Below are 12,485 nucleotides of genomic sequence, written 5' to 3' on the forward strand. Positions count from 1 at the left end.
GGCTGTCAGCAGACGGGAGCGGCCTCGATGAATTCATTGCTGTCGCTGGAGGGAGGTGTGGGTGGGGGAGCGGGACGCGAGCGTACCGGAACGATCATGTTGGTGTATTGCTCGATAAGTCGGTTCAGTGCTTCAGGCGGTTCGCATGCCTGGAATTGCATGCGGATCTGCACTTCGTCAGGGTCGCGCGCTTCACCTTGACGCCCTTGCGCGCCAATGCATACCTTGAAGTTCGCAGCAGGGGTTTTTTCCGCTTCTGTTTTCAGGTCTTGCAACGCATCGGTTCCTTTGACACGAACCGACAAGTCGACTTGCATGCGTTCGAGTGCCAGCCCCTTGGGGGAAACCAGCGCAAAGAGGGGGACTCGCATGACGTGAGCGTCGTCCATGGCGACTTCTACCATCTTTGCCTTCATGGGAGCCCCCAGCGCCTGATCATCGCAATCGAAAAACTGGTCGAAGAGGTTTATATACTGTTGCGCGATCAGGCTATTGGTGGCTGCCGCAGCTTCTTGCAGGCCGCGAGTGATGTCGCGCAGGTCAAGTGAGGTCATGGGGGCGGGTGATTTGTCCACTCAATGTTTCCTCTTTTCTGTAGGGCCCCCGCCGCTGGCGACGGGGGAATGGCGCAGCGCTTAAGGTGCTGGTGAATTCGCATGGTTGGCATTGTTTGCGTTGGTGGTATTGTGATCTTTTAGAACGTCAGCGTCGGATATCTTGTCGAGACTCCGCGGTGCTTCGTCCCCTTTGACCACGACCGGTTTGGTACTTGCGCCTACCAGGAAATCAATAACTTTCAACAACGCCTCGGGCGGCTCCTGACGCGCAATTCTGGTATTGAATTTATAGCGGGCAGTCGTGTCGGTCTTGCGTGTTTGTTCAGAATGATTGCTGATGCTGCCTTTGACGCTAACGCTGAAAGGTCCCCAACCTACTTTCCCTTTCAGGCTGCCTTCCTTTGAGCTGTTACTCGTGTCTTCGACAAACTGGTTGATGGTCAGCTCGAACTCTACATTACCCTCGATAATCGAGATGTTCGGATGAGTGATGGCTGCCAGCAGGGGGACCTTTATGGTTTTGCTGACTACACCCTGGTATTCGCCTTGTTCATTTACCAGCGTTTCGTCGTAATCGAACTGAATGGCGACTGCCTTACCCTCTTGGATGCACACTTGCATCAGGAAATCGGCGTAGGATTTACTTGCACTTACCTGTGCCTTGATCATGGCCTGCAAAGGGGCTGCAATCATCTTATCCATTGGCAGCGAATTGATGACGGAGCCGATAAGGCTATTATCTGTCATGTCTATTTCCTGGCGTTGATCTTGAAGTTCTCGATACGGTCATTGTCACGCGTTACACGGCTAGTGAGCGTCATGTTCCTGGCGACGAATGTTGCCAATCTGTCGCAGGCTCAGCCCATACTTGTTTGCGAGCAGGCTGCGAGACAGGCCTTCGGCGCTTTCTTTCTGTATTTGCAGGTTGCGTAATTGCCGCAGGAAATGATCTGCCTTGGGAATTTCCAGCGCCACGCCGGCAAAGCGCTTGATCAGGGCGTCGAGTGCGTCTGCCGGGAGTACGTCGGCGAGCTTGGTGCGCTCTCGGTGCTTGGGGATGTACTTGGGCCTGCCGCCGTAGGCGCTGGTCAGCTGGTAGGCGTTTTCAAGGCCGATGCATTCGATCAGGGCCTGCAACGAATGCGGTAACTGGCCAATGTCGATGGATGTGAGATCTGGCAGTTCCATATGAGACTTCCTCGCGGTGGGTGGGGCGCGATGCCTGTCGTTGGCATGGAGGAATTCTCGGTGAGCGTCGAATACTGTCGCTAGGCGCCAAGTGGGCTGGCGGTTGTAGTTTTGGTGAGCAGGGCTTGCAGGCAACGATGTCGCGCGATGTAGGACGTTACCTCAGCGCTGCCTTGCAGGCCCGGTTTCACGTTGGGTTGTTTTTCCAGACTGCGGGTAGGTCCCGCCCCCCTTATTTGCAAGGATAACTGTTCAACAGGCTTGCACCGCCGAGGTAGGCATGCGCTTCATTCGCCTGCTCCTGCGGCAGGGTGCGCCAGTCGATGATCAGGCAAAGGCTGTTCAAGGGCTGATCATCAAGCATGCCGATGATCCGGCCAGGGAAGGCGCGCCGATAGCGGGCGAGGGTGGTGTTCACGGCTTCCACCTTATCCGCTCGCGCCAACGTCTGCCGAGCCAGTTCTGGCAGTAGCGGGTGGGAGATCGTGAAGTAGGCCTGCCCCGGCGTGGCTTGCAGGTGCCCGGCAGCGCGGCTTCTTTGCCACAATTGTTGCCATTGGCTGCTGCCTGCATGGTCGGCCAGCTGGCTACCTAGCTTGAGCAGTTGTTCGGGCGGCGCCTGGCGGGTGTCCAGGGCATGCGTGACGAGTGAAGGGGTAAGCAGCATGATGAACAGTGCGACATTGCGCATGTTGCCTCCAGCATGGGTTGGGGAAACCCAATGCTTTCAGGCCCGACCTGCCACACCAAGCAGGAAATACAGCGCTGCATGGCATCAGCGTTGTATGATTGTCGCCGCTCGTTGTGAGCAAATACCCCCGATGTTGAAGGAATTTTCGATGACACACGTGCAGCGCCTCAAATACTCGCTTCTGATCATCCTGGTGGTGCTGGGCCTCATGCTGGGCCTGTCGCATCTGCAGAAGCAAGGCACGATCAGTGAACAGACCTTCCAGATGCTGGCCATTGCCATTGCCGTGGTCGTAGTCGTGATCAACGGGATTCTGCGGCGCAAGGTCAAGCCCTGACGCCTGTCTGCCTGCCGGCCACGCCAGGCCGGCCTTCAGTCAGCGCGGCAAGGGCTGTTCAAGCACGGCGCGCGCTTCCGGTTTGAGGCTGTAGCACTTGTCGTTGCCGAGGATGATCACGCCCTCCGCGCACAACCGTTTGAGCACCTCGCGCACGCTCAGAAACGACAACGGTATGTCCAGCTGTTCCAGCTGCGCATGCACGCCGCGTACGCCAATGCTGCGCCCGCTGCGGTCGGCGCTGTAGAGCGCATCGATTACCTTCAGGCGAATGAGGCTGGTACGCAGGCCGTAATTACGCAGCAGCTCGCGAATCTGCTCGTTGCCGGTGCGCTCGTCCACGCAGGCGGCCGCTCCGTTGGCCGTCTTGCCTGGGGCGCGCCCGGTCTGCAATGAGGGTTGCGGGTCGTACATGTGAATGCTCCTTTTCGTGGACTGTCCCGAAATATGGGTGCCTCACTGATTAGGACGAATGAGAGCGGAAAATCTGCAGCATCTGCCTGAAAAAAGTTTTCTGCCGGTTTTCTAAAGACGGTTGGCGGCGCCAGTGCGCGTAAAATTTTCATCCAGCCATTCGTCTGATCGGGAATGACCCCCTGAATTCGAGGAGTGCCCGTGTTGCCAATTTCGCGTCCCTTCACCTGTGCCAGCCTGGCGGCTGTCCTGGTCGCCTCCAGCGTAGCCGTGCAGGCGCGGGAAACCAGCACTGACGCCAGTGCGCAGATCCGCCGTACCAGTTTTGGTGTGGCGCATATCCTCGCCAAGGACGAGCGCGGCCTGGGGTATGGCATTGGCTATGCCTATGCCCAGGACAACCTGTGCCTGCTGGCCAACGAAGTGCTGACGGTCAATGGTGAGCGCTCGCGCTATTTCGGCGCCCAGGGCGTGACCCTCGAACAACGCGGCAACCTGGCCAGCGACCTGTTCTTCATCTGGCTCAACACGCCGACGGCAGTCAGTGGCTTCATGCAGGCCCAGCCAGCGCAGGTGCGTGCATTGCTGGAGGGATATGCCAGCGGTTTCAACCGCGCCTTGGCCGAGCGGCGCAGCCAGGGCCTGCCCGGGGAATGTGGCGATGGCCAGTGGGTGCGCCCGATCACCAGCCAGGATCTGGTCAAACTGACCCGCCGTCTGTTGGCCGAAGGCGGCGTCGGCCAGTTCGCCGAAGCGCTGGCGGGCGCGCAGCCCCCCAAGCTGGCAGCCCAGCAGGCAAGCCCGGCCTTTGACGTGGCACTGGCCCAGCAACAACGCTTCGCCTCCGAGCGTGGCAGCAACGCGGTGGCAGTGGGGGCGCAGCGCTCGGCCAACGGCCGTGGCCTGCTGCTGGCCAACCCGCACTTTCCGTGGATGGGCGGGATGCGTTTCTACCAGATGCAGCTGACCATCCCAGGCAAGCTGGACGTGATGGGGGCCGCCTTGCCCGGCCTGCCTGTGGTGAACATCGGTTTCAACCGCCACCTGGCCTGGACCCACACGGTGGATACTTCGAAGCACTTCACCCTGTACCGCCTGCAGTTGGACCCGAAGGACCCGACCCGCTACCTGCAGGATGGCAAGTCCGTGCCCATGGCAAAGCAGACGCTGAGCGTCACGGTCAAGGCTGCGGATGGCACGCTCAGCCAGGTCGAGCGCCAGGTCTACAGCTCCAGTTTTGGACCGGTGGTGCAGTGGCCTGGTCGACTGGACTGGGACACTCAGGCCGCCTATAGCCTGCGCGATGCCAACCTGGACAACACGCGAGTGCTGCAGCAGTGGTACCGCATCAACCGTGCCGATAGCCTGGATGCCCTGAAAGGCTCTATCGAGCAGTTGCAGGGTATCCCTTGGGTCAACACGCTGGCTGTCGATGCCGAAGGCAAGGCGCTGTACCTGAACCAGTCCGTGGTGCCTTATGTCGATCAGCAACTGCTGAGCGAATGCAGCAACCCGGCGGCTCAAGGCCCTCTCGTAGTGCTGGATGGGTCGCGCAGCAACTGCCAGTGGAAGGTCGATGCCCAAGCCGCACAACCGGGTATCTTCCCGGCGCGGATGCTGCCGAGCCTGGAGCGCAACGACTTTGTGCAGAATTCCAACGACCCGGCCTGGATGTCCAACCCGGCCCAGCCGTTGACCGGGTTCTCGCCGTTGATCAGCCGCAGCGACCAGCCGCTGGGCATGCGCGGGCGTTTCGCCCTCGAGCGCCTGCAAGGCAACGCCAAGCTGGGCGTCGATGACTTGCAGCGCATGGTGCTGGATGACGACGTGTACCTGGCCAGTCTGGTGCTGCCCGACCTGCTGCAATGGTGCAAAGGGGCCGAGGCGGATCTGCAGGCCGTGTGCGCCAGCTTCGCCGCCTGGAATGGCAAGGCCGATTTGAACAGTGGTGTCGGCCTGGTGCATTTCCAGAACATGGTCGAGGCCATGGCCAAGCACCCGCAAAGCTGGCGCGTGGCCTTCGACCCCGCAGACCCACAGCATACCCCGCGCGGTCTGGCGGTCGAGCAGGCGCAAGTGCGTAAGCTGTTGCGCGAAGCGGCCTTGGCCTCGTTGCAGCAAGTGGCCAAGGCCGGGGTGGAGGAGGGTAGCCGTTGGGGACAGATCCAGCAGGCTGCCGATGGCACGCCGGTGCCGGGTGGGCCGCAGCAGTTGGGGGTGTACAACGCAATGTTCAGCGTGCCGCACGGGCCGGGCAAGCGCCTGGTGGTCAGCGGTACCAGCTATCTGCAGTTGGTGAGCTTTACGGAGCAGGGGCCACAGGCGCGTGGGTTGCTGGCGTTCTCGCAGTCCAGCGAAGCCGGCTCGGCGCATTTCAGTGACCAGACCAAGGCGTTTGCCGCCAAACAGCTGGCGCTGATGCCGTTCACCGAGGCACAGATCAAGGCGGACCCTGAGTATCGGCAGTATGTAATCAGTGAACGGGACAAAGGAGCGGTGGCTAGCCGGCCTTGAGGCGCTAGCCTGTTCCGGCCTCTTCGCGGGGCAAGCCCGCTCCCACAGCAACCCCGCCAAGGCTGCAGGCGGTGCGATTTCTGTGGGGGCGGGCTTGACCCGCGAAGGGGGCGACTTGAGCGGTCAGGAAAACTCGAACGGTTCCAGGGCAAAGCCCTGTCCATCGACCTGCAAGGTCCAGCCCCGCCGGTCCCAATCCCCCAGCACGATGCGCCGTGCCGGTTGGCCATCGACCACCAGCTTGTGAATCGCCGGCCGGTGGGTATGGCCATGCACCAGCGTGCGCACACCGTGCGCTGCCATCACCTTCGGTACTTCCTCCGGCGTGACGTCGACGATCTCGGTGGCCTTCATGCGCGTCTGCGCACGGCTTTCACTGCGCAGTTTGCGCGCCAGTTTCTGCCGGGTGGCCAGCGGCAGATGCCGGAGGATCCACAGGCTCACCGGGTTGCGCAAATAGCGGCGCATCTTCATGTAGGCCAGGTCGCGGGTGCACAGGGTGTCGCCATGCATCAGCAATACCTGCTCACCGCCCAGTTCGATCACGCTCGGGTCGGCCAGCAGCGTGCAGCCGGCAGCCGTGCAGAATTCCTGGCCAATCAGGAAGTCGCGGTTGCCGTGCATCAGGTAGATCGCCGTGCCGCTGTCGCTGAGCTGGCGCAGGGCCTGGCAGATCGACTGCTGGAACGGGGTCATGGCATCGTCGCCGATCCACGCTTCGAAAAAGTCACCGAGGATGTACAACGCCTTGGCGTGACGGGCGCGGCCGTCGAGCAGATCAAGAAACGCCCGGGTAATGTCCGGGCGTTCTTCTTGCAAATGCAGATCGGAGATCAGCAGGATCACTCAATGATCTCGGCTTTCTCGATGATCACGTCGTCTTTCGGTACGTCCTGGTGGCCCGCTTTGGAGCCGGTGGCGACTTTCTCGATCGCGTCGACGATCTCACGGCCTTCGGTCACTTCGCCGAACACGGCGTAGCCCCAGCCCTGCACGTTCTTGCCGCTGTGGTTGAGGAAGTCGTTGTCGGAGGCGTTGATGAAGAACTGGGCCGAAGCGGAGTGCGGCTCCATGGTACGGGCCATGGCAATGCTGTACTTGGTGTTCTTCAGGCCGTTGTCAGCTTCGTTCTGGATGCTGGCGCGGGTCTTCTTCTGGCTCATGCCAGGCTCAAAGCCGCCGCCCTGGATCATGAAGCCCTTGATCACACGGTGGAACAAGGTGCCGTTGTAGTGGCCATCCTTGACGTACTGAACGAAGTTTTCGGTGGTCAGCGGCGCTTTTTCGGCGTTCAGTTGCAGAACGATGTCGCCGTGGTTGGTGGTCAGTTTGACTTTGGACATGCTGAAATTCGCTCTTTCAAGGCATACGGGAAATTGGCTGCGCAGGGCGCGTTTAGTCACCTGACGCAGGATCGGGCAACCGCGACACATGGCGCACAGCGACCATTTTGCACGGTTCGCGATAAATCGCGCCAGTTTGTCGGTGCCCGGCTGTCAGCAGCTTGACTGCTTCGGCTATGATAGGCCCTTTGATTCAATCGGCCTACCCAGGCCGGACACGTGCATTCAAGGATCCTATGAGCAAGCCCACTGCCGACAACGCGCCCAACGCCGCTGCCAAAGGCGCCCCCGCTGTCCCTGCGAACTTCCTGCGGCCGATCATCCAGGCCGATCTGGACTCGGGCAAGCACAGCAGCATCGTCACCCGTTTTCCGCCGGAGCCCAACGGCTACCTGCACATCGGCCACGCCAAGTCGATCTGCGTCAACTTCGGCCTGGCCAAGGAGTTCGGCGGCGTCTGCCACCTGCGCTTCGACGACACCAACCCGGCCAAGGAAGACCAGGAATACATCGACGCCATCCAGAGCGACGTCAAATGGCTGGGCTTCGAGTGGGCCGGCGAGGTGCGCTATGCCTCCAACTACTTCGACCAGCTGCACGACTGGGCCGTTGAGCTGATCAAGCGTGGCAAGGCCTATGTCTGCGACCTGACCCCTGATCAGGCCAAGGAATACCGCGGCAGCCTGACCGAGCCTGGCAAGAACAGCCCGTTCCGCGAGCGCGGCGTCGAGGAAAACCTCGACCTGTTCGCGCGCATGAAGGCCGGCGAGTTCAAGGACGGCGAGCGCGTGCTGCGTGCCAAGATCGACATGGCCTCGCCGAACATGAACCTGCGCGACCCGATCCTGTACCGCATCCGCCATGCCCACCACCACCAGACCGGTGACAAGTGGTGCATTTACCCGAACTACGATTTCACCCACGGGCAGTCGGACGCCATCGAAGGCATCACCCACTCGATCTGCACCCTCGAGTTCGAAGGCCATCGCCCGCTGTACGACTGGTTCCTCGACAACCTGCCGGTACCGGCGCACCCGCGCCAGTACGAGTTCAGCCGCCTGAACCTGAACTACACCATCACCTCCAAGCGCAAGCTCAAGCAGCTGGTCGACGAACAGCACGTCAGCGCCTGGGACGATCCACGCATGTCGACCCTGTCGGGCTTCCGCCGCCGCGGCTACACCCCGGCGTCGATCCGTAACTTCTGCGATATGATCGGCACCAACCGTTCCGACGGCGTGGTCGACATGTCGATGCTCGAGTTCAGCATCCGTGACGACCTCGACCGCACCGCGCCACGCGCCATGTGCGTGCTGCGCCCGCTGAAGGTGGTCATCACCAACTATCCGCAAGGCCAGGTCGAGCAGCTTGAACTGCCACGCCACCCGAAGGAAGACATGGGCGTGCGCGTGCTGCCGTTCGCCCGCGAGCTGTACATCGACCGCGATGACTACATGGAAGAGCCGCCGAAGGGCTACAAGCGCCTGGAGCCAGCCGGCGAAGTGCGCCTGCGCGGCAGCTACGTGATCCGCGCCGACGAGGCGATCAAGGATGCCGACGGCAACATCGTCGAACTGCGCTGCTCCTACGACCCGGACACCCTGGGCAAGAACCCGGAAGGCCGCAAGGTCAAGGGTGTGATCCACTGGGTACCGGCCGAAGGCAGCGTCGAGTGCGAAGTACGCCTGTACGACCGCCTGTTCCGCTCCGCCAACCCGGAGAAGACCGAAGATGGCGGCAGCTTCCTCGACAACATCAACCCGGATTCGCTGCAAGTGCTGACGGGCTGCCGAGCCGAGCCATCGCTGGGCCAAGCTCAGCCTGAGGACCGCTTCCAGTTCGAGCGCGAAGGTTACTTCTGCGCCGACCTGAAGGACAGCCAGCCGGGTCGTCCGGTGTTCAACCGCACTGTCACCCTGCGTGACTCCTGGGGCAGCTAAGGAACCGCCGTGCTTACCATCTACAACACGCTGAGCAAGACCAAGGAAGCCTTCAAGCCGCTGGATGGCAACAAGGTGCGCATGTACGTGTGCGGCATGACCGTGTACGACTACTGCCACCTTGGCCACGGCCGCAGCATGGTGGCGTTCGACCTGGTAACCCGTTGGCTGCGTAAAAGCGGCTACGAGCTGACCTATGTGCGCAACATCACCGACATCGACGACAAGATCATCAATCGCGCCAACGAAAACGGCGAGGCGTTCGACGCCCTGACCGCGCGCATGATCGACGCGATGCATGAAGACGAGCGCCGTCTGAACATCCTCAAGCCGGACCTGGAGCCGCGTGCCACCGACCATATCGCCGGCATGCACGCGATGATCCAGACTCTGATCGACAAGGGCTACGCCTACGCGCCCGGCAACGGCGACGTTTACTACCGGGTCGGCAAGTTCGTCGGCTACGGCAAGCTTTCGCGCAAGAAGATCGAAGACCTGCGCATCGGTGCCCGCATCGAGGTCGACGAGGCCAAGCAGGATCCACTGGACTTCGTCCTGTGGAAAGGCGTCAAGCCGGGCGAACCTTACTGGGATTCGCCGTGGGGCCCGGGCCGTCCGGGCTGGCACATCGAGTGCTCGGTGATGTCCACCTGCTGCCTGGGCGAGAGCTTCGACATCCACGGTGGCGGCAGCGACCTGGAGTTCCCGCACCACGAGAACGAGATCGCGCAGAGCGAAGCGGCCACCGGCAAGCAGTACGCCAATGCCTGGATGCACTGCGGCATGATCCGTATCAATGGCGAGAAGATGTCTAAGTCGTTGAACAACTTCTTCACCATCCGCGACGTGCTCGACAAGTATCACCCGGAGGTGGTGCGTTACCTGCTGGTGGCCAGCCACTACCGCAGCGCCATCAACTACTCCGAAGACAGCCTGCGCGATGCCAAGGGTGCCCTGGAGCGCTTCTACCACGCCCTGCGCGGCCTGCCGCGGGTGGCTGCCAAGGGTGGCGAAGCGTTCGTCGAGCGCTTCAGCGAGGCCATGAACGACGACTTCGGCACCCCGGAAGCCTGTGCCGTGCTGTTCGACCTGGTGCGCGAGATCAACCGCCTGCGTGACAGCGATGTCGATGCGGCGGCAGGCCTGGCTGGTCGCCTGCGTGAACTGGGTGATGTGCTGGGCGTGTTGCAGCTGGAGGCCGATGACTTCCTGCGTGCCGGTGCCGAAGGCAAGGTCGATGCGGCTGAAGTGGAAGCCTTGATCCAGGCGCGCCTGCAGGCCCGTGCAGACAAGAACTGGGCTGAGTCCGACCGTATCCGCGACCAGATCACGGCCATGGGCGTGGTGCTGGAAGACAGCAAGGGCGCAACTACCTGGCGCCTGGCTGACTGATCACGCAATTGGGGCTGCAAGGCAGCCCCAATGGTTATCTAGGCAACCCGGCCAACGGGCAGTGCAACACCAGTTTCGCCCCGCCCAGTTCGCTCTCGCCTATCTCCAGCCCGAACCCGTGCAGGTCAACGATCGCCGCAACGATCGACAACCCCAGCCCGAACCCGGAGTGGCGGTGGCCTTCCTCGCTTCGATAGAAGCGCTTGAGCACCGCAGCCCGTTCCTCTTCAGGAATCCCCGGCCCGCTGTCTTCGATGGCGATGTGTACGCCCAGTTCATCCTGTGTCGCCGTGATGGCAACCCGGCCGCCTTCGGGCGTGAACTTGATGCCATTGCCCACCAGGTTGGCCAGCGCTTCGAACAGCAGCTCGCGGTCACCATGCAGTGCCGGCAATTGCGCAGGCTGGTCAAGATTCAGGCGAATGCCGCCGTCCTCGGCCAGTGGCAGATAGAAGTCGTGCAGTTCCACCAGCAAATCGTGCGGGTCGAGCTGAACGAAACCGGCGCGACGTTGACGGTCTTCCAGCTCGCTGATTCGCAACAAACCGCGGAAACGCGCCATCAGCGTGTCGGTTTCGCCGATTGCCTGGTCCAGCGCCTCCGCTTGTGCTGAGTCGTGCGCGCTGTGCTGACGAATGCGGTACAGCTGCGCCCGCAGGCGGGTGAGGGGCGTGCGCAGGTCGTGGGCGATGTTGTCGCATACGCCTTTGACCTCATGCATCAGCCGTTCTATGCGGTCGAGCATGGCATTGACGATATCGGCCAGCATGTCCAGCTCGTCGCGGCGTGCCGACAGCGGCAAACGGTGAGTGAGGTCGCCGGCGACAATCAGCTCGGCCTGGGCCTGAATCGCACGAATGCGCTTGAGCGGGCGGCGGCGCAGCAGGTACCAACCGGCAAACCCCGGAATCAGGGTGAGCGAGATACCCCACAGCAACGCATGCAGGATGATGCGGGTAACCACGAACAGCGAGCCATTGTCGCGGAACAGCACCAGCCAGCGGCCATCCTGCACCTTGATTGCCACGGCATCGCAGCTGTCACGGGGCATGTGCGGGTCGTCGGCGTCCAGGCAGCGCTTGAGTTCGTGCACCTTGCCGTCCAGGCCGAGGTCCGGCGGGATCGCACGGATGCGCCCACCCACTGGGTTGAGCTGGGCATCGAACAGGCCATAGGCATCGAAGCTGCGCTCTTCGAAGGCCTGGCTGGCGACCAGGGCGTCGTCCAGCTGCTTGCCGCTCATGTGCGCGAACAGGTGTTGGCGCTGCAGCATGGAATGGCGGGTGAGCTTGTTCAGGTAACTGGAGACCTCGAAGTACAGCACCCCCATGAGGATGCTGCTCCAGGCCACGAACAGGAAACTGTACAGCGCCAACAGACGGCTGGTTGAAGAACTCCAACCCTTAGACGGGTTCAGCAATGGCATAGCCCGAGCCCCGTACCGTACGGATCAGCGGCGACTGGCCGGGGGAGTCGATCTTCTTGCGCAGGCGACCGATGTGCACGTCGATCAAGTTGGTGCCAGGGTCGAAGTGGTAACCCCAGACTTCCTCGAAGATCATCATCCGCGTGATCACCTGGCCACTGTGGCGCATCAGGTATTCCAGCAGCTTGTACTCGGTGGGCAGCAGGTTGAGGGTATGCTCGCCGCGGCGGGCCTCGTGGCTGATCAGGTCGAGCTGCAGGTCGGCGACCTGCAGGCGCGTCTGGGTCATGGGCACGCTGTTGCGCCGCAGCAGCACTTCGACCCGCGCCGCCATCTCGTCGGAGGCGAACGGCTTGGTCAGGTAATCGTCGCCACCGGCGCGCAGGCCGCGCACGCGCTCATCCACGTCGGAGAGGGCGCTGATCATCAGGATCGGGGTGGCGATTTTTAGGTTGCGCAGGGTGGTGACGATCGTCAGGCCATCGACCTCGGGCAGCATACGGTCGACGGTGATCAGGTCGTAACCGCCGGCGATGGCCTTGGCCAGGCCTTCGCGGCCGTTGTCGGCCCAATCCACATCCAGGCCGTGGCTGGAGAGTTCGGCGACGATTTCCTGGCCGGTGACGGCGTCGTCTTCGATGGTCAGTACGCGTGGCATGCTCGTTCCTGGGCGTCTAATGGAG

At 61.9% G+C, this 12,485-nt stretch carries 13 protein-coding genes; 4 read left to right on the plus strand and 9 right to left on the minus strand.

The annotated features are described in order from the left end of the window. Nucleotides 1-5: 5 nt before the first annotated feature. The 4 genes from ACIPZ5_RS09765 to ACIPZ5_RS09780 all read right to left on the minus strand — a co-directional run bounded on the left by ACIPZ5_RS09765 (nucleotide 6) and on the right by ACIPZ5_RS09780 (nucleotide 2,436). A complete protein-coding gene (locus ACIPZ5_RS09765; RefSeq protein ID WP_400808115.1) occupies nucleotides 6-575 on the minus strand; it encodes a DUF2589 domain-containing protein in 570 nt (189 codons plus the stop codon). Between the two features lie 60 nt (nucleotides 576-635). Then, nucleotides 636-1,304, minus strand: coding sequence for a DUF2589 domain-containing protein (locus ACIPZ5_RS09770; RefSeq protein WP_400808118.1), 669 nt, complete (start codon nucleotides 1,302-1,304; stop codon nucleotides 636-638). A 60-nt stretch (nucleotides 1,305-1,364) separates the two neighbouring features. Continuing rightward, complete coding sequence (locus ACIPZ5_RS09775) at nucleotides 1,365-1,745, minus strand: Mor transcription activator family protein (protein ID WP_400808120.1); 381 nt, start codon at nucleotides 1,743-1,745, stop codon at nucleotides 1,365-1,367. A 232-nt stretch (nucleotides 1,746-1,977) separates the two neighbouring features. Next, nucleotides 1,978-2,436 carry a hypothetical protein gene (locus tag ACIPZ5_RS09780; RefSeq protein WP_343596859.1) on the minus strand — a complete coding sequence of 153 codons (459 nt, stop codon included), beginning with the start codon at nucleotides 2,434-2,436 and terminating at the stop codon, nucleotides 1,978-1,980. Nucleotides 2,437-2,584: 148 nt separating this feature from the next. Between ACIPZ5_RS09780 and ACIPZ5_RS09785 the strand changes: the two genes are divergently transcribed. Further along, on the plus strand, nucleotides 2,585-2,773 hold the full coding sequence (locus tag ACIPZ5_RS09785; protein WP_003248064.1) for a hypothetical protein: 189 nt from the start codon (nucleotides 2,585-2,587) through the stop codon (nucleotides 2,771-2,773). Between the two features lie 39 nt (nucleotides 2,774-2,812). Here ACIPZ5_RS09785 and ACIPZ5_RS09790 read toward each other — a convergent pair whose 3' ends face one another. Next, the gene (locus tag ACIPZ5_RS09790; protein ID WP_343596857.1) at nucleotides 2,813-3,187 is read right to left on the minus strand and encodes a fe2+ zn2+ uptake regulation protein; all 375 of its coding nucleotides are present in this window, start codon (nucleotides 3,185-3,187) and stop codon (nucleotides 2,813-2,815) included. Between the two features lie 201 nt (nucleotides 3,188-3,388). Here ACIPZ5_RS09790 and ACIPZ5_RS09795 point away from each other — a divergent pair, with 201 nt between their 5' ends. Further along, on the plus strand, nucleotides 3,389-5,701 hold the full coding sequence (locus tag ACIPZ5_RS09795; protein ID WP_400808123.1) for an acylase: 2,313 nt from the start codon (nucleotides 3,389-3,391) through the stop codon (nucleotides 5,699-5,701). A 123-nt stretch (nucleotides 5,702-5,824) separates the two neighbouring features. Here ACIPZ5_RS09795 and lpxH read toward each other — a convergent pair whose 3' ends face one another. Both lpxH and ACIPZ5_RS09805 read right to left on the minus strand, forming a co-directional pair. Next, entirely contained in the window at nucleotides 5,825-6,547 is a 723-nt protein-coding gene (gene lpxH, locus ACIPZ5_RS09800; protein ID WP_400808126.1) for a UDP-2,3-diacylglucosamine diphosphatase, read from the minus strand. After that, nucleotides 6,544-7,044, minus strand: a complete 501-nt coding sequence (locus tag ACIPZ5_RS09805) for a peptidylprolyl isomerase (RefSeq protein WP_400808128.1) — start codon at nucleotides 7,042-7,044, stop codon at nucleotides 6,544-6,546. Before ACIPZ5_RS09805 ends, lpxH begins: the two co-directional genes overlap by 4 nt. Nucleotides 7,045-7,280: 236 nt before the next feature. Between ACIPZ5_RS09805 and ACIPZ5_RS09810 the strand changes: the two genes are divergently transcribed. Together ACIPZ5_RS09810 and cysS are read left to right on the plus strand one after the other, a co-directional pair. Continuing rightward, the gene (locus tag ACIPZ5_RS09810) at nucleotides 7,281-8,984 is read left to right on the plus strand and encodes a glutamine--tRNA ligase/YqeY domain fusion protein (RefSeq protein WP_400808131.1); all 1,704 of its coding nucleotides are present in this window, start codon (nucleotides 7,281-7,283) and stop codon (nucleotides 8,982-8,984) included. 9 nt (nucleotides 8,985-8,993) lie between these two features. Further along, nucleotides 8,994-10,376, plus strand: coding sequence for a cysteine--tRNA ligase (cysS, locus tag ACIPZ5_RS09815; protein ID WP_261940274.1), 1,383 nt, complete (start codon nucleotides 8,994-8,996; stop codon nucleotides 10,374-10,376). A gap of 34 nt (nucleotides 10,377-10,410) precedes the next feature. Here the strand turns inward: cysS and ACIPZ5_RS09820 are convergent, their stop codons facing one another. Next, nucleotides 10,411-11,802 (minus strand): HAMP domain-containing sensor histidine kinase, encoded by a 1,392-nt coding sequence (locus ACIPZ5_RS09820; RefSeq protein ID WP_261940273.1) that lies wholly within the window; start codon nucleotides 11,800-11,802, stop codon nucleotides 10,411-10,413. Beyond that, nucleotides 11,780-12,460: a response regulator transcription factor gene (locus tag ACIPZ5_RS09825; RefSeq protein ID WP_060507416.1), complete on the minus strand. Its 681-nt coding sequence runs from the start codon at nucleotides 12,458-12,460 to the stop codon at nucleotides 11,780-11,782. Before ACIPZ5_RS09825 ends, ACIPZ5_RS09820 begins: the two co-directional genes overlap by 23 nt. Nucleotides 12,461-12,485 lie beyond the last annotated feature (25 nt).

Source organism: Pseudomonas sp. NPDC089428, assembly GCF_044749325.1.
Classification (GTDB): domain Bacteria; phylum Pseudomonadota; class Gammaproteobacteria; order Pseudomonadales; family Pseudomonadaceae; genus Aquipseudomonas.